Source organism: Streptomyces sp. NPDC096205 (assembly GCF_044763135.1).
Taxonomy (GTDB): domain Bacteria; phylum Actinomycetota; class Actinomycetes; order Streptomycetales; family Streptomycetaceae; genus Streptomyces.
This window is the reverse complement of sequence record NZ_JBIWFS010000011.1, coordinates 1-21,784: the sequence shown is the minus strand read 5'-3', so window position 1 is coordinate 21,784 and position 21,784 is coordinate 1. Positions and strand designations below refer to the sequence as shown.

Sequence of the window (21,784 nt, the reverse complement as noted above, 5' to 3'; positions counted from 1 at the left end):
CAGAGAGAGGTGACATGAACGTCGGGGCGGTCCGTACACCGGACCGCCCCGACGCATACCGACGTCAGTACGACGTCAGCAGAACTCCTCGACGTACAGCAGGACGCGACCGTCCTCCGAGCGGAAGTCGTACGCCCGGTACGTGCCCGACTCGGGCGCCTCCAGCGCGTCCTTGATCAGGGCCCACGCCTCCTCACGCCCGTCGGCCGGCACCGGCCGCAGCACCTCCCCGGCGCCCTCTCCGATGATCATCTCGTCGGCGCTGCGCACGAGCCGCCTGGCCAGCCGCGCGTCCAGCGGCCCGCGCTCCCTCGTCCACAGCCGCCCCTCGGCGTCGACGAGTTCACCCCCGCTCGCGGGCGACAGCAGACCGTCGGCCGGGTCGGACCCCTCCGTGGTCTCCAGTGAGGCCACGACGTCGGCGAAGTTCTTGTCGGGCGTTCGCTTCTTCGGCATGGAACCAGTCTGACAGCAGCCACCACCTGCTCTGGAGGCGGCCGGGCGCCATAGGGTGAACCCCATGTCTGCCAGGTTGAGTTCCACGAAATCCCGCGCCGCGTTGCGCACATCGGCACGTGTCTCCGCCGAGTTGCTGCTGGTGCTCGTGATGCTCGCGGTGGCCCTCTGGCTGCTCGGCCGGATGTGGTCGGTGGTGTGGCCGCTCGTCGTCGGTCTGCTCCTGACCACCCTGACCTGGCCGCCGACGCGCTTCCTTCGCTCACGAGGCTGGCGTCCCGCGCCGGCCGCGTCGCTGGTGACGGTCGTGTTCCTGCTCGTCGCCGCGGGGGTCGTGGCGCTGATCGCGGTTCCGGTGGCGTCCCAGTCGGGCGACCTGACCGACGGTGTGGTCGAGGGGGTCCAGAAGCTGAGGGAGTGGGCAGCCGGCCCGCCGCTGAACATCGGGGACGCCCAGATCGACAAGGCGTTCGACACCGCGGTCGACCGAGCCCAGGAGGGTATCGGCAGTGCGGTCACCGCCGTCGTCACCGGAGTCAGCACAGTCGTCAACGGCGTGATCACCGCCGTGCTGGCCCTCTTCCTGATGTTCTTCTTCCTCAAGGACGGCCCGCGCTTCCTGCCGTGGCTTGCCCGTCAGCTGCCCGGCCGGCTCGCCACCGACGTCCCCACCGTCGCCGCGCGTGTCTGGGACACCCTGGGCTCGTTCGTACGGTCCCAGGCCGCCGTCGGCCTGCTCGACGCCGTGCTGATCGGCCTCGGTCTCTGGGCGCTGGGGGTGCCGCTGGTGCTCCCGCTGGCGGTGCTGACGTTCGTCACCGCGTTCGTGCCGATCGTGGGCGCACTGTTCGCCGGCTTCGTCGCGGTCCTGATCGCGCTGGTCTCCAACGGCCTGACCGACGCACTGATCGTGCTGGCCATCATCGTGGTCGTGCAGCAGCTCGAGGGGAACGTCTTCCAGCCCATCATCCAGAGCCGCGGACTCGGCCTGCACGCAGCGGTGATCCTGCTGGCGGTGACGCTGGGCGGCAACCTGGCAGGCATCGTGGGCAGCCTGCTCGCCGTCCCGGTCGCGGCTCTGATCGCCGTGGTGTGGAACTACGTGCGCGAGCAGCTCGGCGAGCCGCCGGCGGAGCCGGGCGACGGCGATCCGGTCCCCGGTGACGCCGTTCCGTCGTAACACCTCCAGGCCCAGCGGCTGGGGCGGTTGCCCCAGCCGCAGCCTCCGGACGTGTCGGTCACTGCAGGATCTCGATGTACCCCTCGGTGCCGTGGACGCGGATGCGCTGGCCGTCCCGGATCAGCCGGGTGGCCCGGTCCACGCCCACGACGGCCGGCAAGCCGTACTCCCGGGCGATGACCGCGCCATGGGTCATCAGGCCGCCCACCTCCGTCACGAGGGCCGCGATCCCGACGAACAGGGGCGACCAGCTGGGGTCCGTGAAGGTCGTGACCAGGATGTCTCCCGCGTCGAGAAAGGCATCCGCCACGTCATGCACGACACGGGCCCTTCCCTCCACGGTTCCGGCGGACACCGGCAGGCCGATCAGCGCACCGGCCGGCACGTCGTCGCGCCGATACGCCCCGTTGAAGGTCTCACCGTCCGATGTGAGCACCCGAGGCGGTGTGAGCGCGTGGTACGACCGGAAGGCCTCCTTGCGCCGCTGGATGAGCTGTTCATCCACCTGGTGCGAGCGCACGACGTCGTGGAGCTCCTGGAACGTGAGGTAGAAGATGTCCTCCACCTCGGAAATTACGTCCGCCTTCACGAGCCGCTCGGCCTCTTCCAGGATGGCCTGCTTGTAGACGAAGTAGCGGCTGATGATGTCGTACTTCGGGTACTCCCGGTATCCGATGAAGGTCCGGACGCGGTCGATCATGCGCTTGGTCCGGTCTGCCTTCTCCGCCCCGTCCGGCAGGTCCCGCAGGCGTGACAGCACGTCCTGTTCCTTCTGCCACGCCTCCTTCCGGCCCTGCTCGAAGCGCCGCTGGGCGGCGCCCGGTTCGAAGTTCCTGACATTGTCGAGGATCGCGGGCACGAGAGCGGTGGGGCGTTCGCGCCACCGCGGCCTGGTGATGTCGATCTCGCCGACGCAGCGCATGCCGTACCGGTCGAGGTAGGCCTCGATGGCGTCGCGCGCCTCGGTCCCGCCCGGGAGTTTCGCCAACTCGTCCAGGAAGTCGTCGTGTTGGACGCCTTGCAGGAACGCCACCAGCTCCGGGTACGGGCGGATGACGTCCGCGACGTCCAGCAGCGCCAGTCCCATCTCCGACGTGATGTTGTCGGGGGCGGACAGCGTGAGCGTGTCAGCCGCGTTCTTCTCGCCCAGCCACTCCTGCAACTGGTCGTTGAGCCACCACGTGGCCTCCATCCCCGCCATGATCGCCTGCATGCTCTGGGGATCACCGAGAACTCGCTTGTGCTCCTGGAAGGCCTCCAGAAGGAAGTCGAACAGCGCCGGCCCGGTCTTCATGCCGATGTCGCGCCTCAGGATGCCGAGGGACGCCTGGCTCCGCTCGATCAGCCCCTTGACGATGGCCGGATCGGTCTCGATCGGGGCGGAGGCGCCACCGGCCGGCGGCCCGCCGGGACCCGCGTCCGGGACCGACGGGACGAAGCCGTCCCGGTCGAGGACCGTCTCCAGCGCGTCCCTGGTCAGCGGATCGGACCTCCCCACCAGGTCCAGAAGGCCGGCGCGCCCCGCGGGCGAGGCGAGGCGCCGGGTGGTGTCGACGAACAGCCTCCCGCCCGCGTCCTGCATCGGTGTCATGGCGGTGAGCTGGCACACGGAGAGCCCCAAGGGCCTCATGGGGTCGGTCATCATCTGCTGGTGACCGACGGAGACGTAGACGTGATTCTCCTGGTCATCCGCCTCGGGGACGGGGAACAGCGTCGTGATCGGCCGGCTCTGGACGATCCGGAAGCCGTCGTCGACCAGACACCATTCGATGTCCTGCGGACAGCCGAAGTGCGCTTCGATCCGCCGCCCGAGCCGTACGAGCTCCAGCACCTGGGCATCCGTCAGCGTCGGCTGCTCCTGCCGCCGCGCCTCGACCTCCACCTCCTGCGTACCGCCGTCCGGCAGGGCCTGCACGGCACGCTGTTTGGCGGCGATCGTCCTGGTGACGACTTCGCCGTCCCGCACCGTGAAAACGTCCGGGTTCACCAGGCCGGAGACCAGGGCCTCGCCGAGGCCGAAGCCTGCCTCCAAGGTGGCGACCTTCCGGTTCCCCGAGACGGCGTCGGCCGTGAACAGGATGCCGGCCGCCTCCGGGAAGACCATCTTCTGCACGACCACGGCCATATGGACCGTACGGTGGTCGATCCCGTTGCGCCGGCGATAGATCACGGCCCGCTCGCTGAACAGCGAGGCCCAGCACCGGCTGACGTGCCGGAGAATCGCCTGCGGCCCTACGACGTTCAGATACGTGTCCTGCTGGCCGGCGAAGGAGGCCGTCGGCAGGTCCTCCGCCGTCGCGCTGGACCGCACGGCACAGGCGGTCCGCTCGCCGAGCCGAGCGAGGGCGCCGGTGATCGCCGCCGCGACCTCGTCGGGGAGGGCGACGCCCTCGATGGCTCGCCGGATCCGCGCACTGAGGGCGCGGATCGCCTCCCGGTCGTCCGGGTCCGAGCACGACAGCTCGGAGAGCAGCTCCTCGATCGCCGGCGCGGCCGCCATGACCCCCCGGAAGGCCTCCGTCGTCACACAGAAGCCGTCCGGCACGCGGATGCCTTCGATCCGCGACAGACCGCCCAGGTGCGCCCCCTTGCCGCCGACGACGGCGACCTGCGTCTCGTCGACCGCCTGCAGATCCACCACGTACTGCTCGCTCATCGCGACACCCCCGAGGTCGTCCTGCTCCGTCGCACCGCACCGCCCGGCCGGATCACCGTCGTCCCCACCTCTGACGAGTCGCATGGCGCGCACCCGCATCCCCCGTACATCGACAACGACACCGGCACGTCGTGCCCCCATTTCCGCAGGTTGTGGCCTTGGCCGACGATTCTGCGCCACCACCCGGGCCTTGCCGCAAGCCCCCCTGCCTGCTATACGTTGAGAAGGGCAAGGAGAGCGACCTCCTTGCCCTTCTCCCTTTTCATGTGCCGGTTCACGGTGGGGAGTTCGGGCGTACGGGAGCTGTCGCTCCCCCTTGGTAAGGTGCGCCGATGTCATCGATCAAGAAGTTCCAAGTCACCTTCGACTGCGGGGAACCCGAGCGTCTCGCGCGCTTCTGGTGCGAGGTGCTGGGGTACGTCATACCGCCGCCACCGGAGGGGTTCGCCACTTGGGACGACTTCAAGCGCTCGCTGCCGGCCGAGCAGCAGGACGCGTGGTTCGCATGCGTCGATCCCTCAGGTGTGGGCCCGCGGCTGTTCTTCCAGCGCGTCCCCGAAGGCAAGGCCGCCAAGAACCGGCTGCATCTCGATGTGCGGGTCGCCACCGGACTCGTCGGGGAAGAACGCCTCGCCGCACTTGAGGCCGAGTGCGCGCGACTGGTCCCGCTCGGCGCGGTACATGTGCGCACGCTGTACGACGGCAATGACGCGTGCATCCCGATGCTGGACATCGAAGGCAACGAGTTCTGTCTCGACTGAGCATCCTCGCGGTCGGCGAAGTGCGGAGCCGTCCGGCGGGGACAGCCGGTCGGTGATGCGGTCCGCGGCAGTGGCCGCGGACCGCCCCGATCACGGCAGGCTCGCCAGCGCGGCCTCCACCTCAGCGAGTTCCTTCTCCGGGTCGGCCGTCCGGGCCGGCACGGTCAGGTCGTCCGGGCTGTAGCGGGCGCGCACATCGTCGTCCCACCGTGCGACGGCCGCCCGCAGCGGTTCGACGGCTTCGGTGAGCCGGCCCAGCCGGTGCAGGACGAGTCCGTAGTACCCCGCCGCCTCCGTGCGGTGGGCGGCGTCGCCGCCCTCTTCCCAGGCCCGGCGCAGAAAAGGCTCCGCCTCGGTGTACGCGCCGCGCTGGGCCTTGAGTTTGCCCGCGAGCATGGCGTTGAGCGACGAGCCGTCGTCGGCCGCGCGCACGTACCAGCGCTCGGCCTCCTGGTAGTCCCGGTGGTACTCGGAGAGCCAGCCCATCTCGTTGCACGCGTCGTGGTGCCCCGCCTCGGCGGCCTTCCGGTACCACTGGTCGGGCAATGCGGGCCTGCGCAGCGAGTGGTACAGCTCCGCGAGGTCGTACGCGGCCTCCGGATCGCCGGCCAGCGCGGCGGGCTCGATCCACCGGACCAGGTGCCGTTCGGCCGCGCCGGCCCAGTCGCGGAGGATCTTCCCGTACGCGTACGAGGCGTGGACGTCGCCCGCCTCCGCGCGCTCGCGGAGCCCGGGCAACCTGCGCAGGTCCTTGCCGGGCGCGACGCCGCCCGCCTCACGCGCCGCGGCGATCCGTTCGAGCTGCGCGACGACGTCCTCGTCGTCCTCGCCGACCTGACGGAACCAGCGTTCGGCCTCCTCGTACCGCCGCTGCCGTCTGCAGAGGATGCCGAGGTTCCACTGCGCTGCCGGGTGCCCGGCAGCGGCCGCCAGGCCGTACCAGTGCTCGGCGTCGGCGAGGTCGCCGCGCTGCTCGTGCAGGACGCCGAGTACATACGCGGCGCCTTCGTAGCCGTCCTCGTGGGCATGCACCAGCAGGGCGCGGGCCTCGGGCCAGACCGTGTCGTCGGCGGTCTCCGTCAGGAACACCGCATGGTCCACACGGGCCGACGCGCTGAGCGCGGAGGCCCGGCGGTAGTAGCCCGCGGCCTCGACGGTCAGGCCCGGGTAGTCGCGGAAATGCTTCTCCAGGTCGAAGAGCGGGTGCAGAGCCGAGGCCGCGGCGTCCCCGTCCCCGGCGGCCTCCGCGGCGTCGAGGTCCGCGGCCACACGGTCGAAGTCCTCGCGGATCGACTCGAAGAGCTTCACCCAGCGGAAGACCGCGATGTCGCCGAGCTCGATGTCGCTCATCAGGAACTTCGGCGCCTCGTCCAGCCGTCCCTCGGCCACGAGCAGCTTGCCGAGCTCGATCTTGCAGTCCAGGTTGCGGCCGTTCTCCCAGCCGCGCCGGAACCATTCGGCGGCCTCCGGGTCGCCGTTCTCCTTGAGCAGCACACCGAGTCCGTAGGCGCATCCGGAGTGGCGGTCGGCGACAGCGCGGTAGAGGGCTTCCGCCGCCGGCCGGGCCCCTCGGATCTTCCGGTACCGGGCAAGGGTGTAGTGCGAGAAGGCGTCGCCCGCCGCCACGGCCTGCTCCCAGTACGGGATGCCCTCGTCCACGTGATGGCCGAGCACGAAGAAGTCGGTGTGCCGGCGGGCGGTCTTCGAGTCGCCTGCGCGTGCGGCGGCGACGAGTGCCTCGCCGCGGGTCTGTATGTCCTGCGTCACGGCCGACATCGTGCCACGATCTTGGACAGGGACCGGCTCCGGCCCGGGTCGGCGCGAGGACTGTCCCTTTCGTACGTCCCTTGCCGCATGCGGCAGTTGATGCCTTCCGTCCGTGCGGCTGGCGCAGGCCGGCCCGCATCGACCGGCCAGGGTCGGGTGCGGCCGGCTCAGCGGTTCACGGTCACCGGCACGGTGTCGACCGTGACGGGTCGCCCGTCCTTGGGGGAGTAGTAGTACGCGGTGAGTACACCGGGCCCGGTCCGCGCCGCCTCGTACGGGAACCTCACGTCGAACGTGCCGCGGGTGCCCGTGCCGGACGTGGCCATGACCCGCACGTCGGCGGCCGTCCGTCCGGTGACGTCCGTGATCTTCAGCCGGAACTCGGCCTCGAAGGTGTTCGCGGTGCCCCACACCCTGACCGGCGTACGGACGGTGCCGCCGATCAGCGGCGACTCGACCAGGACGGCCGGCGTGACGTCCTCGAAGTCCGCCCGTCCCACAGGCCTGTTGAGGAGGATGCCCTCGCCGCCGAACGACGTGACGGGCTTGCCGTCGAGTTGGAAGCGCACCTTCTCGATGCTCGGGTAGCGGGTCACCGTGTACACGACCTGGGCGAGGCGGGCCCGCATCGAGAGGGTGCCGCCGCCGTCGTCGTAACGCCCGGACAGGTCGGCGGTCGCCACCTTGTCGCGCACCGCCAGCGAGCGCAGCGTGGTGCCCGACGGGATCGCCGTAGTACGGCCCTGCCGCACCTCGGTGCCGCTGGGGCCTGCCAGCAGGGCACGAAGGGCCCCCGCGGCGGTGCCCGGCGCGGTCACGGTGCGCGGGGCGGGGGAGATGTACGCGCCGTGCAGGAAGTACACCGCGGTGGCCACCCTGCGCGGGGTGGCCCGGGGCGGTTCGGTGACCGGCTGGACGGGGGCTGCCGGAGTTCTCGGGGTGACGGTGAGTGTGCCGGTGTCCGCCGGTGTGCGGGTGCCGGTCGTGTCGCCCGGTGTGCCCGGTTCGGTGGTCGAGGTGGACGGCCGGGCGGGCCTCGGGGACGCGTCTCCGCCGGAGCCGGAGCCGGAGCCGGAGCCGGAGTCGCAGGCTGCGACGGACAGCAGCGACAACGCCAGTGCCGAGATCAGGACGACGGAGACGCGCCTTCCAAGGCGCGGAGCCGGGATTTCGCCAGTCATGGCAGCCTCCTCCGACCCTTCCGGGAAAGCGCTCTGGACGGGTTGGGGCCAGGGCCGAAACGGGTCGGGGCCAGGGCCGAACGGCTCCTCTGACCGTCGCGCATGCGCCTATGGGATGAGTATGCGACTGTCAGGGTCGTGCGAATGTCATGACTTCGCGACAGTCCTGAGCACACGACGACTCCCCCGCCGGGGCGCGTCTGTCATGAGTACGGGTACTCATGTTCCGTGCGTGCGGGTGCTGATCCCGACCGCCTGTGGACATGACAGTGTGAGGCCATGTCCGCCTCAGTCTCGGCCCGTCGTGCCCCGCTCGCCGCTGCCGTCCTCGTCCTGTCCGCCGCGCTGGCGCTCACCGGCTGCGGCCGGGAGCGCGCCTCGGACACGACGGCCACGGGCGGCGGCCCGGCCGCACCCTCGGCGAGCGCCTCGTCCGGCGACCCGGGAGCCGGCCCCTACGTGGAACCCGGAGCCGGCGACGGCGCCCCGCACTACAACGAGAACAACGCCTACCGCCGCGAGGGCGAGATGTCCCCGGCCCATGAGGCGGACGCGAACCGCGAGGCCGAGCGGATCACCCCGGTGATCGAGCGGCTGTGGAAGCAGAAGAAGTGGGACCCCGCCAGCGTACGCACCGCCCTGCTGGACCTGGGCTACGAGGAGGAGCGCATCACCCAGGACGGCAAGCGCCTCGGCGGAACGCTCACCGTCCGGGAGATGTACCCGCGCTTCGAGACCGACCACTACGTCACGCCCGAGGGAGCACTGGTCGCACTGCGCGTGCACGACGACACCTGCGTCACGGCGTTCCTGCAGAAGACCAACTACCAGGTGCGGACCAACGGCCTGTACCCGGAGACCGGCTGCCTGGAGCCGCCCGCCGGACACTGAGCGCCGCGAGGTTCTCGCGGTCTCGATGCCCTCGGGTATGGCGGTCAACTCTCGGGGTCCCCGCAACCGTCGGTCCACGCAGCCCACATGACGAGCGGTCAGCGACTTGTCGCACAGGGTCTGGACAGCCTCCCGGCGGCGTGCTGTCATTCCGCTGCGCAGAAATTTCCATCGATGGAATTCCGGCGGCCCACACCTCGCCGTGTGACGTCGTCGGCCGGCCGACCGGGACTGCGTGGTCACCGGAGGCCCACGCCCCGAGACGAACGGGGCGCCCTGCAGGGGCACTTCAGCGCAACCAGCTCATCAGGCCTCCGGTCGGCTCCGAATCCCCTCCCCCCGAGGAATGACTCGATGACACGACGACATACCCGCCCCCGAAACACCCGCCCCCGCAGCGGAAGACGGGCGCTGCTGACCGCGGCGGCCGTCCTGCTGCTGTCCACCGGAGGCATGGTTCCCGCCGCGTCCGCCACGGAACCGGCCGCGCCCTCCGCTGTGAACGCTGACGACGCCGCGATCGAAGTGCACGGCCTGAAGGGCGAGTACTTCAGCATGTCGGCGCCCGGCGCCCGGGACTTCGCCACGCTCGGTGGCACCGCCCTCGACCCGCAGATCAACTTCTCCGGCCTCACCGGCACGTTCCAGTCCCTGACCGGGCGGTCCGAGCACACCACCGCTCGCTGGACCGGCCGGATCGAAGCGCCCGTCACCGGCGACTACACGTTCTACGGCATCGGGGACAACGGCTTCCGGCTCTTCGTCGACGGCCGGCCGGTCATCGACCACTGGGTGCCCGACTGGGACCGGGAGCAGACCAGCGCGCCGGTCCGGCTCACCGCAGGGCAGGAGCACGAGTTCCGCCTGGAGATGTTCCAGGACGTCGGCGGGGCCAACATGTTCCTGCGCTGGTCCACCCCGACGATGCCCAAGCAGCTGGTGCCGGAGTCGGCGTTCACCCCGCCGGCCGACTTCGAGGTCTACCCGATGGAGCCGACGGTCCCGGCGAACGGACGTCAGCTCCGCCTGAGGTTCGAGCACCCGGTCAGCGGCCTCGCCGACGTCAAGGACCACCTCACGGTCGAGGCCGACACGACGCCCCTCCCCGTCAGCTCGGTCCGGGCGGCGCCCGGCGACCCGGCCACCGCCCTGGTAGACCTCGCGGCGCCGGTCCAGCAGGGCCAGCAGGTCCGGATCGACTACGACGGCCGTGGCGGGCTCAAGGACGGTGACGAGTCCGTCCCGCGGATCCTGCGCTTCGCGGCCAACGCCTCCACCCACCGGCTCACCACCAAGTGGGGCGACCAGCTGGACGAGCAGCGTCCGCTGCCCGAGTACCCGCGTCCGCAGCAGGTGCGCGCCAAGTGGAAGAACCTCAACGGGCCCTGGCAGTTCGCCGGTGCCGAGGCGGGCGAGACACCGGTCTTCGGCGAGGACCTCGACGAGCGGATCGTGGTGCCCTTCCCGGTGGAGTCGCAGCTCTCCGGACTCGAACGGCACGAGGACCACATGGTCTACCGCCGGCTGGTCGACGTGCCCAAGGGCTGGAAGGTCGGCGCGGGCGGCAAGGACAACCGCCTGATGCTCAACTTCGGAGCCGTCGACTACCGGGCCAGGGTCTGGGTCAACGGCAAGCAGGTCGCCCGACACACCGGCGGCTACAACGCGTTCAGCGCCGACATCACCGACGCGCTCAAGGGCACCGGACCGCAGGAGCTGGTCGTCGCGGTCACCGACACCGGCGGCGCGAACCAGCCGAAGGGCAAGCAGTCCAGCAACCCCGGCGGCATCTTCTACACCCAGTCGTCCGGCATCTGGCAGACGGTCTGGATGGAACCCGTCGCCCCCGTGTCCGTTGACAACCTTGTCACCACGCCCGACATCGACACGAGCAGCCTGGTGGTGACCGTCGAGTCCGGGCGGGCCTCGGCCGGCGCGCGCGTGGACGCCGTCGCCCGCGACACCGAAGGCAGGGTCGTCGGCCGGGTCACCGGCCCCGCCAACCAGGAGCTGCGTCTGCCGGTGGCGGACCAGCACCTGTGGAGCCCGGACGACCCCTACCTCTACGACCTCGAAGTGCGGCTGACCGACGGGCAGTCGGCCGACCGCGTCGAGAGCTACTTCGGCATGCGGGAGATCGACGTCGCCGACGTGGGCGGCTTCCGCAAGCTGGTCCTCAACGGCAAGCCCGTCTTCTCCCTGGCCACGCTCGACCAGGGCTTCTGGCCGGACGGGCTGTACACCCAGCCCAGCGACAAGGCCCTCACCTTCGACCTGGAGGCCCACAAGAAGCTCGGCTTCAACGCCGTGCGCAAGCACATCAAGGTCGAGTCGCCGCGCTGGTTCTACCACGCCGACCGGCTCGGCCTGCTGGTCTGGCAGGACTTCGTCTCCGGCGACATCACCGAGCCCACCGGGCAGCAGGCCTTCGTCGACCAGGGCCGCGAGATGATGCGCCAGCACCACAACTCCCCGTCCGTGATCGGCTGGACCGTCTTCAACGAGGGCTGGGGCGAATGGGACCGCGCGGCGACCGGCCGTATCGCCGAACAGGTCGAGGCGGCCGACCCCTCGCGCGTCACGAACGCCCACTCGGGCGTCAACTGCTGCAATTCCAAGGGTGATTCCGGCAAGGGCGACATCATCGACCACCACGACTACAACAACACCGACCCGGCCTTCCCCGACGCGCGCAGGGCCGCCATGGACGGCGAGCACGGCGGCTTCACGCTGCGCACCCCGGGCCACATGTGGCCGGGCGCCCCGACGGTGATCTACAGCGGTGTCGCCGACAAGGAGGCGCTCACCCGCGGGTACGTGGAGAACACCGAGAAGTACTACCTGGAGGCCGCCGGCGCCGAACTCTCCGGCTCGGTCTACACCCAGATCTCGGACCTCGAGAACGAGCTGAACGGCCTGTACACCTACGACCGCCGCGAGATCAAGGTCGACCCGGCCCGCGTCCGGGAGGTCAACCTCAAGGTGATCGCCGCGGGCGCCGCGGCCGGTGACCGGGCCCCGCTCAAGGGCGGCGGCTCCTGGTCCCTGGACGAGGGCAGCGGCACCACCGCCGCCGACACGGGACCGAACGCCAGGCCCCTCTCGCTGACCGCGGGCACGACCTGGACGGACGGTGTGCGCGGCAGCGCCCTGAAGTTCGACGGCCAGGGTGACTACGCCCAGACCGACGGCCCCGTGCTCGACACCACCACCGACTACACCGTCGCCGCCTGGGCCACGCTCGACGCCCTGCCCGGCAACTATGCGACCGTCGTCAGCCAGGACGGACGCCGCCAGGAGAACCCCTTCTACCTCCAGTACGGACAGGGCGCCTTCGCCTTCAGCACGCCGGGAGGCAACCGCGCCCGGTACGTCACGACGCCCGAACTCGGCCGCTGGTACCACCTGGTGGGCGTGCGGGACACCGCGAGGAACGAGATCCGGCTGTATGTCGACGGCACGCTCATGGCCACGGCGACGCCCGGTCCCGCCGATGTCAGCACCGGTCCGCTCGCGGTGGGCCGGGCCAAGTGGGGCGGTGGGAACGTCGACTTCTGGAACGGCTCGGTGGACCAGGTCCACGCCTATGACAAGGCACTTTCCGCCGAGGAGGTGAGCGCCCTGTACGCCGCCGAGAAGCGGTAGACGGCCCCCTGTACGAGGCGGCGCGCCACCCTCGGTCCGCGGGCGGCACACGCGGACCGGGGCTTCGGCGTGCCCGTGTACGGGCCGGGGGAGAGGGCCGACGACGGCCGAATCCTGGTATGGACCTGTCAAGCGCTGCAGGCCTAGCGTGCGAATGCGCCCTGAGAGCGCTCTCAGGGCGCCCTTCCGCTCCCCCACCCCAGGAGGCCCCGTGAAACGCACCGCCACCCTGCGCGCCGCCGTTGCGGCCGTGCTGCTCGTCGCCGGACTCGGCGCCGCCCACGCCGGCACCGCGAACGCTGCCCCTTCCCTCAGAGAGGCCGAGGCTTCCGTCTCCGTCTCGCCCGGCCTGCTCGACGCCATGCGCCGCGACCTCGGGCTCACGGCGTCGCAGGCCGAGGAGCGCCTGCACGCCGAACAGGCCGCCATGCGCACGGAGAAGGCCGCCCGGACCGCCGCCGGAAAGGCGTACGGCGGCTCATGGTTCGAGCCGTCCTCGGGGCGGCTCGTCGTGGCACTCACCGACCGGGCCAAGGCCCCCGAGGTGCGCGCACTGGGCGCCGACACACGGCTCGTGCGGCACAGCGCCGCCGCCCTGGACCGGGCCAAGTCCCGGCTGGACTCGCTCTCCGCCCCCAAGGGCGTCGCCGGCTGGCACGTCGATCCCGCGGCCAACTCCGTCCAGATCACCGTCGTACGCGGTGAGCGGACCGACCCGGCCGTCCGGGCCTTCGTCGACCGGGCCCGGCGCGACGCCCCGGTCTCCGTCACGCAGACGGCCGAGGCGCCGCGCACGTACGCGGCGGGCACGGTAGGCGGAGACCCGTACTACACGGGCAACGTCCGCTGCTCGATCGGGTTCTCCGTGCACGGCGGCTTCGTCACCGCCGGCCACTGCGGGCGGGCCGGAGCGGCCGTGCGCGGCTGGGACGGCTCCGCCATGGGCACCTTCCAGGGCTCCTCGTTCCCCGGCGACGACTACGCCTATGTGAGCATCCACAGCGGCTGGTGGACCGTGCCCGTGGTGCTCGGCTGGGGCACGATCCCCGACCGGCTGGTCAAGGGCTCCGCAGAGGCGCCGGTGGGCACGTCCGTCTGCCGCTCCGGCTCCACGACCCACTGGCACTGCGGCACCGTCCTGGCGAAGAACGAGACGGTCAACTACAGCCAGGGCGCGGTGTACCAGATGACGAAGACCAGCGTCTGCGCCGAGGGCGGCGACTCCGGCGGCTCGTTCATCAGCGGGGACCAGGCGCAGGGCGTCACATCGGGCGGCTGGGGCAACTGCTCAACCGGCGGCGAGACATGGTTCCAGCCGGTCAACGAGATCCTCGCCCGCTACGGCCTGACCCTGCACACCGCCTGACCGTCGGGGCAGCTGCCTTCACTCGAAGAACTTCAGGCTCCAGCCGGTGTCCGTCACAGGGCCGGGGACGTTGGCGCGGCTGTAGGTGGTCCCACCCCACCAGCAGAAGGAGCCGGTGTACCAGTACCGGTTCTCCCAGGCGTACGGCGTCCCCTTCGGCACCGCGTGGAACATCAGAGGGAACGTGGGACCGGCGGGCGGGCTGGTGGCGATGTCGCCGTCGAGGAGCACGAAGCTGTGGTGGCCGGGCCCGTCGACGTACAGCGTCGGGTCCCAGCCGCTCATCATGGTCGCGCGGTGGGAGCCGAAGAGGCAGCCGTTCGACTTGTACCAGTCCCACACGTACGTCGGGTCGCCGCCGGCCCGCAGACGCAGGTCGGCGAGACAGTACTGGTCGCTCCAGCTGCCGTTGGCGGAGTAGACGATGTGGAGCCGGCCGTCCGGGTCCTTGACGGCCTCGGGAGCCTCGTTGATGTAGGGGTTCCCGACGACGCGCTCCCAGCTCTCGCGCGGCTGCGAGATGACGTATCGCGGGCCGGTCGGTGTCGTGGGGCTGCTCATGCGGGCGATGTAGAGGTTCTGCTCGACATTGGTGTCGCCGGCCCAGCCGGACCAGACGAACCAGCGCTGGCCGCCGAAGGTGAACAGGGTGCCGTCGATGGCCCATTTGTCGTCAGGGAGGGCGAGCCGGGTCGCGGCCGTGTAGCCGCTGTCGGGGTTCGCCGAGCTGATCACGTACATCCGGTGGGCGGAGCCTCGGCCGGCCGAGAAGTAGACGTGGTAGCGGCCGCCGTCGCGGACGATCTCCGGAGCCCACACCTCGCCGAGGCCCCGCGTGTCCGACCACACCTGACGGGCGGGAGCCGTGGCCAGCGCGGCCGTCGAGGAGGCCTGTCGTACGGCGATGCCGTCGCCGGTCGACTGCACCGACACATAGGTGCCCCCGACCCGCAGGACGCTCGGGTCGGCGGCGCGCAGGGAGGTCTGACCCGCCTGGGCGGTGTCCGGCGCCGACAGGGCCGTCGCGAGCGCGAGCAGCAGGCTCAGCGCCAGGGTGGCTGCCCCGAAGAGGCGTGGTTCACGCTTCATGGTTGCTCCCGTGGTCGGATCGTCCAGCACGCTTTACATCGATGGAATACGGGGCAGCATCCTGTCTGGCGGTGAGCATGTCAATGACGGGTGCTCGGGTCACCGGGAGTTCGGGGCCCCCTTGCCCGGAGGCGGCGATGGCGTGGAACGGCACGGGCGCGACGGCCGAAGGCCCCACGGCCGGCGCCTGGAACGGCGCGGCGCGACGGTCAAGAGGCGAGGGGCGCCACCGTGACGCCGCGCGTGCCGTCGCCGGCTCAGGTCCGCACGGAGCGGTCCCCCGTCACTCCCTCCGTGCTCTCCCGCAGCACGAGCCGGTGCGGCACGACCAGATCCCGCGGCGCACGGTCGTCGGCCTCGCCGGTGCCCGCCGCCTCGTCCATACGGCGTTGGAGCAGCTCGACGGCCACCTTGGCCACCGCGGCCTTGTCGGGCGCCACGGTGCTCAGCGTCGGCACGCTGAACCGTCCGCCCTCCACGTCGTCGAAGCCGATGACGGCCACCTCCTCGGGCACCCGGACGCCGCGCTCGTGCAGCGCGCGCAGTGCGCCCAGCGCCAGTTGGTCGTTGAGGCACAGCAGCGCGTCCGGCCGCGCGCCGGTCTCCAGTGCCCGGGTCACGGCCTCGTAGCCGTCGGGCATCCTGAACGACGCGACGGGGATCGCCGCGGCCGGATCGTGGGCGATGCCGGCCTCGTCGAGGGCGGTGCGATAGCCGCGGGTGCGTGCCTCGGCCGTGCCCAGGCCGACGTCGTCCCGGCCGCCGATGGCCAGGATCGTGCGGCGCCCGAGGCCGATCAGGTGCTCGGTCGCCTCCCGTGCGGCCTTCTCGTTGTCGATGGCGACATGGTCGGCGCCCTCCTCCAGCAGCTCCCCGAGCAGCACCGTGGGCGGGGCGTCCGCGCGATCGCGCAGATCGTCGGCGGTGAGGGCGAGCGGGCTGAGGATGACCCCGTCGACGAAGGCGGAGCCGAACCCGGCGAGAGCCGACAGCTCGTGGTCCCGGTCGCCCCCGGTCTGGTGGATCAGCACGGTCAGCGAGTGCGCCTCGGCCTCCCGGATGACATGCCGGGCGAGTTCGGCGAAGTAGGGAACGTCCAGCTCGGGGACCACGAGGGCGATGATGCCGGTGCGCCCCTTGCGGAGGTGACGCCCTGCCAGGTTCACCTTGTAGCCGAGGTGTTCGATCGCCTCCTGCACCGCGCGCCTGGTCCGCTCGGAGACGTGTTCGTAGTCGTTGATCACGTTGGAGACCGTCTTCTCCGACACCCCCGCGTGCCGTGCGACGTCCTTGATCCTGGGTCGTGCCACCGAGACCTCCCTGCCCCTTCGCGCGTGCCGAGTCTATGTCCGGGCGTGGCGCGGACCTGAGCGCTGTCCGTGCGGGCTGTCCGGTACCGATCCGGGGCTGTGCGTCCGAGGCTCTTTACAGCCAATGTACATCGATGTAAAAACATGCCACCGCACCGATCCGACCGGTGCGACCCGCCGCCTGCCGCCGCCGGTGGTCACCCTCGCGGTGGCCCACCGCCGGTCCGGCACGCGCGTCCGGCCGTCGAAAGGTCAGCGATGTCCACCCGCTCTCCTGTACCAGAAGCAGCGCCCCCCTCCGATCGGCCGCGGGGCCTCACCCGCCGTCGGCTCATGCACCACACCCTGGCCGCGGCGGGAGCACTGGCCGCCGCGGGACCGCTGTCCGGCTGCGCCTCGCCGGCCGCGGCCTCCGGAGCCTCGGACCTCAGCGTCTGGGACCTGTTCCAGGGCGGCGACGGCATGTTGATGGACGACATGATCGAGGCCGTCTCCGCAGGCCCGCGGGGCTTCGAGGTGAAGCGGACCATCCTCGACTGGGGTCCCTCGTACTACACCAAGCTGGCCATGTCGGCCGCCGGTGGCCGCGCGTGCGACGTGGCGGTCCTGCACCTGTCGCGGCTGGCCGGCTTTGCGCCGGGCGGCCTCCTGGACCCCTTCGACCTGGACCTGCTCGCCGAATTCGGCGTCACCGAGAAGGACTTCGCCCCCGCTGTCTGGCAACGGACGCGGCACGACGGCGTCGTCCACGCGATCCCGCTGGACGTACACCCCTTCATCGTCTTCTACGACAAGGAGGCGGCCGACACCGCGGGGCTGCTCGACTCCTCGGGCGAGCTGGCCCCGATGGGCTCACCGGAAGCCCTGCTGGACGCCGGACGGGCGCTGGCCGAGGCGACCGGGCAGTCGGGCATTCTGTTCGGCCACGTCACCGACACGGCACAGAGCTGGCGGCAGTTCGCCGCCCTCTACGCCCAGACCGGCGCGTCCTTCACCCTCCCCGAGTCAGGCCCGGCCGAGATCGACATCGACGCCGCGGTGCGGGTCGTGACGTTCATGCAGCAGCTCTTCGACGGCCGCACCAACCCCAACAACCTGGACTACAACGGCGCGATGGCCGGATTCCTCGGCGGCCGCGGCGGCATGGTCATGCTGGGGGAGTGGGAACTGCCCACCCTGAAGAAGTCCGGCATCCCGCTCGGCGCCGCACCCTTCCCCCAGGTCTTCGACAAGCCGGCCGTCTACACCGACAGCCACAGCTTCGTCCTCCCGCGCCAGGAGAACCCCGACCCGGCCAGGCGCCGCGAAGCACACCGGTACGTCGCCGAGATCGTCAAGCAGAGCCTGACCTGGGCGAGCGCCGGCCACATCCCCGCCTACCAGCCCGTGCTCGCGCAGCCGGAGTACGCCGCCCTCGACCCGCAGTCCTCGTACGCGCGGGCAGCGGAGGTCGCGGTGCTCGACCCGCCGAACTGGTTCGCCGGAGCCGGCTCGAACTTCCAGAACCGGATGTGCCAGCCCCTCCAGTCGGCCCTGCTGGGCAACACGACCCCCGAGAAGGCCGTGCGGCAGATGGTCGGCGAGGCCGACACGCTGCTGCGGCAGCCCAACCCGGTGGCCTGACGAACGAAAGGAGTGACCGACATGACCACCACCGCACCACACGGCGCCCAGGCCCGCGCAGACGCTGCCGCAACCCCGGCCGGCGACCCCCGCCGGCCCGGCCGCTGGAGAATCGTTACGACCACCGGCAACGGACTGGTCTTCGTGCTGCCGTTCCTGGTCCTCTTCGCCCTCTTCATGGTCTGGCCGATCGCGCAAGGGCTGTGGATGAGCTTCACCGACAGCTCCCTCGCCCTGCGCGACACCACGTTCGTCGGCTTCGACAACTACGCCGAGGCCTTCGGGGACCCGGATGTGTGGAGCAGCCTCGGCAACACCGTCTTCTTCACCGTCATCTCCTCCGTGCCCCTCGTCCTCGTCGCCCTGGCGATGGCGCTGCTGGTGCACAGCGGGCTCGCCGGGCAGTGGGCCTGGCGGCTGGCCTTCTTCGCCCCCTACCTGCTGCCCGTGACCGTGGTGACGCTCGTCTGGGCCTGGCTCTACCAGCCGGACATCGGCCTGGCCAACCAGTTCCTCGACACCTTCGGCGTCGGACCCGTCGGCTGGCTCTCCGACGAGGCCGTCGCGATGTGGTCGATCACCGCGCTCACCGTGTGGTGGACGGTCGGCTTCAACTTCCTGCTCTACCTCGCCGCACTCCAGTCCCTGCCCACCACCTACGACGAGGCCGCCGCCCTGGACGGCGCCGGGGCGTGGCGGCGGCTGTGGTCCGTCACCCTGCCGCAACTGCGCAGGACCACCGCACTGGTGGCCATGCTCCAGATCCTCGCCTCGCTGAAGGTGTTCGACCAGATCTACATCCTCACCAAGGGCGGCCCGGGCGGCTCGACCCGCCCGGTCCTGGAGTACGTCTACGACGTCGGCTTCACCGGCTACCGGCTCGGCTACGCCTCCGCCGTCTCGTACCTCTTCTTCGCCCTCATCGTCGTCGTCTCACTCGTCCAGCTGCGCCTGTTCCGCCGGGAGGACTGACCGTGTCCGTCACCGCACCCACCCTGCGTCCACGGCGCCGCCCACCACTGCGGCAGGACGGCTCGCCGCTGCTCCTCGGCCACGGCCGGACGCCGCGTGTACTGGCCGGCACCGCGCTGGCCGTCCTGGCGGCCCTCTGGCTGCTGCCGTTCGTCTGGGCGATCGCCACCTCCGTGCAGAGCGAGCAGGACGTGGCCACCCCGGGACTCTCGCCCTTCAAGGGCGCCTTCACCCTGGGGGCGTACCGCCAGATCCTGGAGCGCGGCAATGTCACCCTCTGGGCCTTCAACAGCCTTCTGATCGCCGGGCTGGTGACGCTCCTGACCGTGGCCGTCTCCACCCTCGCCGCCTACGGTCTCTCGCGCGGCACCTTCCGCGGCCGCAGGGCCCTGCTCGGGGTGACGGTGGCCGCCGTCATGGTCCCGCCGCAGCTGCTCGTCGTCCCGCTCTTCGAACAGATGCTGCTGTTCGACCTGGTGGACACCTATGCGGCAGTCATCCTGCCTCAAGTGGTCGCGCCCATGATGGTGTTCATCCTCAAGCGCTTCTTCGACGGCATCCCCCGTGAGCTGGAGGACGCCGCCCGCATCGACGGCGCGTCCGAGTTCCGGGTCTTCCTGTCCATCGTGCTGCCGCTGTCACGGCCGATCGTCGCCGCCGTGTCGATCTTCGTGTTCATCGGCGCCTGGAACAACTTCATGTGGCCGTTCGTCGTCACCAACGACCCCGCCCTGATGACCCTCCCGGTCGGCCTGGCCACCGTGAAGGACGCCTTCGGCATCCAGTACGCGCAGTCCATGGCCTCCGCGCTGCTGGCCGCGCTGCCGCTGATCGTGGTGTTCCTCCTCTTCCAGCGCCGCATCGTCAACTCCGTGGCCACCACCGGCCTCGGCGGCTCCTGACCTCACCTTTCCCGCCGTATACGCAGGCACGGCGGCTCGCTCGCCGGCCGCCCGATCGACTGGAGCATGTGTGCCCACTCACTCCGTACCGCGCCCGGAGTACCCGCGCCCGCAGTTCGTGCGCAGCGACTGGCTCAACCTCAACGGCGCCTGGCAGTTCGAGACCGACCAGGGGGACAGCGGACTCGAACGCGGCCTCCTCGACCGCGCACTGCACGACGAGATCCTCGTCCCCTTCCCGCCCGAGTCCGAGCTGTCCGGCATCGGTGACACCGACTTCCTTCAGGCCGTCTGGTACCGCCGTACCGTCACGCTGCCGGCGGACTGGGCCGGGCGGCGGGTGCTGCTGCACTTCGGTGCCGTCGACTACGACACCACCGTGTGGGCCGACGGGCGCGAGGTGGCCCGGCATCGCGGCGGCTTCACCCCCTTCACCGCCGACCTCGGCGACATCGCCGGCCCGGGGGCGGACGTCGTCATCACCGTCCGGGCCCGCGACCCCAAGTCCGGCCCCCAGGCGCGCGGCAAACAGGCCGTCCAGTACGCCAACCACGACTGCAACTACACCCGGGTGACGGGCATCTGGCAGACCGTCTGGCTCGAACCCGTGCCCGAACTGCACCTCAGGCGCCCCCGGATCACGCCGGACTTGGCCGGCTCCGCCTTCCACCTCGAACTGCCGCTGTCCGGCAACCGCCCCGGCCTCCGCGTGCGTGCCGTGCTCAGCGACGGGGGCGGCGAGGTGAGCCGCGCCGAGGTCCGCGCCGACCTGGACATGGCCCCCCGCCTGGTCCTGCCGGTCCCCGACGACAGGCGCCGCGAGTGGGGCCCCGGCGACCCGCACCTGTACGGCCTGCGCCTCGAACTCCTGGACGCGGACGGGGAGTTGGTGGACTCCCTCGACAGCTACGCCGGCCTGCGCGCCGTGGGGCTTCGGGGCAAGGCCGTCACCCTCAACGGCCGCCCGGTCTTCCAGCGCCTGGTGCTCGACCAGGGCTGGTACCCGGACGGCCTGATGACCGCGCCCACCGACGCGGCACTCGTCCGGGACATCGAGCTGGCCATGGCGGCCGGCTTCAACGGGGCGCGGCTGCACCAGAAGGTCTTCGAGGAGCGTTTCCTGTACCACGCCGACCGCCTGGGATATCTGGTGTGGGGCGAGTTCGGGGACTGGGGCTGCGAGGTGGGCGGTTCCTCGGGCGACAACCAGCAGCCCGACGCCTCCTACGTCTCCCAGTGGCTGGAGGCTCTCGAACGCGACTACTCCCACCCCTCGATCATCGGCTGGTGCCCCCTGAACGAGACGTACCAGAAGCTGCACGACCGCATCACCCAGCTCGACGCCGTGACCCGCGCGATGTTCCTGGCCACCAAGGCCATGGACACCACCCGGCCGGTCGTCGACGCCTCCGGCTACTCCCACCGGGTCGCCGAGACCGACATCTACGACGCCCACAACTACGAGCAGGACCCCGAGGAGTTCCGCACGCTGATGTCCGGGCTGGCCAAGGGCGACCCCTTCGTCAACTCCTACGACAACGGCGCCGCCTACTCGCAGCCGTACCGCGGACAGCCGTACTTCGTCAGCGAGTTCGGCGGCATCTGGTGGGACCCCGAGGCGGCCGCCGCCCAGTCGGGCGAGGACCGTACCGCCTCCTGGGGCTACGGCGAACGGGTCCGCGACGAGGAGGAGTTCCACGCGCGCTTCGCCGGACTCACCCAAGTGCTGCTGGAGGACCCGAACATGTTCGGCTACTGCTACACCCAGCTGACGGACGTCTTCCAGGAACAGAACGGCATCTACCGCTTCGACCGCGGCGTCAAGCTCGACGTCGACCGCGTCCGGGCCGCGCAACTGCGGCCGGCTGCGATAGAGGAGCGCCTCCAGGACTAGGGCCTGTCGTTTGGATCATGCCGGCGTCGCGGGGTCTGGCACGCACATCTGCGGCGTTGTCGTCGGTTGCCGACGCTCCGCGTCGACGCCC

Annotated in this window: 15 protein-coding genes; 9 read left to right on the top strand and 6 right to left on the bottom strand. The window is 70.9% G+C overall.

From position 1 onward, the window contains the following. Nucleotides 1–75 precede the first annotated feature (75 nt). Nucleotides 76–456, bottom strand: coding sequence for a hypothetical protein (locus ACIQ6Y_RS34125; protein WP_404045187.1), 381 nt, complete (start codon nt 454–456; stop codon nt 76–78). Between the two features lie 64 nt (nt 457–520). Here ACIQ6Y_RS34125 and ACIQ6Y_RS34120 point away from each other — a divergent pair, with 64 nt between their 5' ends. Further along, nucleotides 521–1,636, top strand: a complete 1,116-nt coding sequence (locus ACIQ6Y_RS34120; RefSeq protein ID WP_404045184.1) for an AI-2E family transporter — start codon at nt 521–523, stop codon at nt 1,634–1,636. Between the two features lie 58 nt (nt 1,637–1,694). Here the strand turns inward: ACIQ6Y_RS34120 and rph are convergent, their stop codons facing one another. After that, on the bottom strand, nt 1,695–4,292 hold the full coding sequence (rph, locus tag ACIQ6Y_RS34115) for a rifamycin-inactivating phosphotransferase (protein ID WP_404045947.1): 2,598 nt from the start codon (nt 4,290–4,292) through the stop codon (nt 1,695–1,697). Nucleotides 4,293–4,624: 332 nt separating this feature from the next. Here rph and ACIQ6Y_RS34110 point away from each other — a divergent pair, with 332 nt between their 5' ends. Next, nucleotides 4,625–5,053, top strand: coding sequence for a VOC family protein (locus tag ACIQ6Y_RS34110; RefSeq protein WP_404045182.1), 429 nt, complete (start codon nt 4,625–4,627; stop codon nt 5,051–5,053). 90 nt (nt 5,054–5,143) lie between these two features. Here the strand turns inward: ACIQ6Y_RS34110 and ACIQ6Y_RS34105 are convergent, their stop codons facing one another. Continuing rightward, the gene (locus tag ACIQ6Y_RS34105) at nt 5,144–6,829 is read right to left on the bottom strand and encodes a sel1 repeat family protein (protein WP_404045179.1); all 1,686 of its coding nucleotides are present in this window, start codon (nt 6,827–6,829) and stop codon (nt 5,144–5,146) included. Nucleotides 6,830–6,987: 158 nt separating this feature from the next. Further along, nucleotides 6,988–8,001 carry a GerMN domain-containing protein gene (locus tag ACIQ6Y_RS34100; protein ID WP_404045178.1) on the bottom strand — a complete coding sequence of 338 codons (1,014 nt, stop codon included), beginning with the start codon at nt 7,999–8,001 and terminating at the stop codon, nt 6,988–6,990. A gap of 279 nt (nt 8,002–8,280) precedes the next feature. On the opposite strand from ACIQ6Y_RS34100, the gene ACIQ6Y_RS34095 reads away from it, so the two are divergent. The 3 genes from ACIQ6Y_RS34095 to ACIQ6Y_RS34085 all read left to right on the top strand — a co-directional run bounded on the left by ACIQ6Y_RS34095 (nt 8,281) and on the right by ACIQ6Y_RS34085 (nt 13,903). Beyond that, nucleotides 8,281–8,892: a hypothetical protein gene (locus tag ACIQ6Y_RS34095; protein WP_404045175.1), complete on the top strand. Its 612-nt coding sequence runs from the start codon at nt 8,281–8,283 to the stop codon at nt 8,890–8,892. A 354-nt stretch (nt 8,893–9,246) separates the two neighbouring features. Continuing rightward, the gene (locus ACIQ6Y_RS34090) at nt 9,247–12,537 is read left to right on the top strand and encodes a LamG-like jellyroll fold domain-containing protein (protein WP_404045173.1); all 3,291 of its coding nucleotides are present in this window, start codon (nt 9,247–9,249) and stop codon (nt 12,535–12,537) included. Nucleotides 12,538–12,748: 211 nt separating this feature from the next. Further along, nucleotides 12,749–13,903, top strand: a complete 1,155-nt coding sequence (locus ACIQ6Y_RS34085) for a S1 family peptidase (RefSeq protein ID WP_404045171.1) — start codon at nt 12,749–12,751, stop codon at nt 13,901–13,903. 18 nt (nt 13,904–13,921) lie between these two features. On the opposite strand, the gene ACIQ6Y_RS34080 is transcribed toward ACIQ6Y_RS34085, so the two are convergent. Beyond that, complete coding sequence (locus ACIQ6Y_RS34080) at nt 13,922–14,992, bottom strand: glycoside hydrolase family 43 protein (RefSeq protein WP_404045169.1); 1,071 nt, start codon at nt 14,990–14,992, stop codon at nt 13,922–13,924. A 257-nt stretch (nt 14,993–15,249) separates the two neighbouring features. Continuing rightward, the gene (locus tag ACIQ6Y_RS34075; protein ID WP_404045166.1) at nt 15,250–16,302 is read right to left on the bottom strand and encodes a LacI family DNA-binding transcriptional regulator; all 1,053 of its coding nucleotides are present in this window, start codon (nt 16,300–16,302) and stop codon (nt 15,250–15,252) included. Nucleotides 16,303–16,560: 258 nt separating this feature from the next. Here ACIQ6Y_RS34075 and ACIQ6Y_RS34070 point away from each other — a divergent pair, with 258 nt between their 5' ends. The 4 genes from ACIQ6Y_RS34070 to ACIQ6Y_RS34055 all read left to right on the top strand — a co-directional run bounded on the left by ACIQ6Y_RS34070 (nt 16,561) and on the right by ACIQ6Y_RS34055 (nt 21,693). Beyond that, nucleotides 16,561–17,925 (top strand): extracellular solute-binding protein, encoded by a 1,365-nt coding sequence (locus ACIQ6Y_RS34070; RefSeq protein ID WP_404045164.1) that lies wholly within the window; start codon nt 16,561–16,563, stop codon nt 17,923–17,925. Nucleotides 17,926–17,946: 21 nt separating this feature from the next. Continuing rightward, nucleotides 17,947–18,897, top strand: a complete 951-nt coding sequence (locus ACIQ6Y_RS34065) for a carbohydrate ABC transporter permease (RefSeq protein WP_404045162.1) — start codon at nt 17,947–17,949, stop codon at nt 18,895–18,897. A gap of 2 nt (nt 18,898–18,899) precedes the next feature. Next, nucleotides 18,900–19,799 carry a carbohydrate ABC transporter permease gene (locus ACIQ6Y_RS34060; RefSeq protein WP_404045159.1) on the top strand — a complete coding sequence of 300 codons (900 nt, stop codon included), beginning with the start codon at nt 18,900–18,902 and terminating at the stop codon, nt 19,797–19,799. A gap of 70 nt (nt 19,800–19,869) precedes the next feature. Continuing rightward, nucleotides 19,870–21,693, top strand: a complete 1,824-nt coding sequence (locus ACIQ6Y_RS34055) for a glycoside hydrolase family 2 protein (protein WP_404045156.1) — start codon at nt 19,870–19,872, stop codon at nt 21,691–21,693. Nucleotides 21,694–21,784: the final 91 nt, after the last annotated feature.

Excerpts from the sequence above, each read along its gene's own strand:
- ACIQ6Y_RS34125 (WP_404045187.1), bottom strand. The coding sequence starts at position 456 with ATGCCGAAGAAGCGAACGCCCGACAAGAACTTCGCCGACGTCGTGGCC.
- ACIQ6Y_RS34120 (WP_404045184.1), top strand. The coding sequence starts at position 521 with ATGTCTGCCAGGTTGAGTTCCACGAAATCCCGCGCCGCGTTGCGCACA.
- rph (WP_404045947.1), bottom strand. The coding sequence starts at position 4,292 with ATGAGCGAGCAGTACGTGGTGGATCTGCAGGCGGTCGACGAGACGCAG.
- ACIQ6Y_RS34110 (WP_404045182.1), top strand. The coding sequence starts at position 4,625 with ATGTCATCGATCAAGAAGTTCCAAGTCACCTTCGACTGCGGGGAACCC.
- ACIQ6Y_RS34105 (WP_404045179.1), bottom strand. The coding sequence starts at position 6,829 with ATGTCGGCCGTGACGCAGGACATACAGACCCGCGGCGAGGCACTCGTC.
- ACIQ6Y_RS34100 (WP_404045178.1), bottom strand. The coding sequence starts at position 8,001 with ATGACTGGCGAAATCCCGGCTCCGCGCCTTGGAAGGCGCGTCTCCGTC.
- ACIQ6Y_RS34095 (WP_404045175.1), top strand. The coding sequence starts at position 8,281 with ATGTCCGCCTCAGTCTCGGCCCGTCGTGCCCCGCTCGCCGCTGCCGTC.
- ACIQ6Y_RS34090 (WP_404045173.1), top strand. The coding sequence starts at position 9,247 with ATGACACGACGACATACCCGCCCCCGAAACACCCGCCCCCGCAGCGGA.
- ACIQ6Y_RS34080 (WP_404045169.1), bottom strand. The coding sequence starts at position 14,992 with ATGAAGCGTGAACCACGCCTCTTCGGGGCAGCCACCCTGGCGCTGAGC.
- ACIQ6Y_RS34070 (WP_404045164.1), top strand. The coding sequence starts at position 16,561 with ATGTCCACCCGCTCTCCTGTACCAGAAGCAGCGCCCCCCTCCGATCGG.
- ACIQ6Y_RS34065 (WP_404045162.1), top strand. The coding sequence starts at position 17,947 with ATGACCACCACCGCACCACACGGCGCCCAGGCCCGCGCAGACGCTGCC.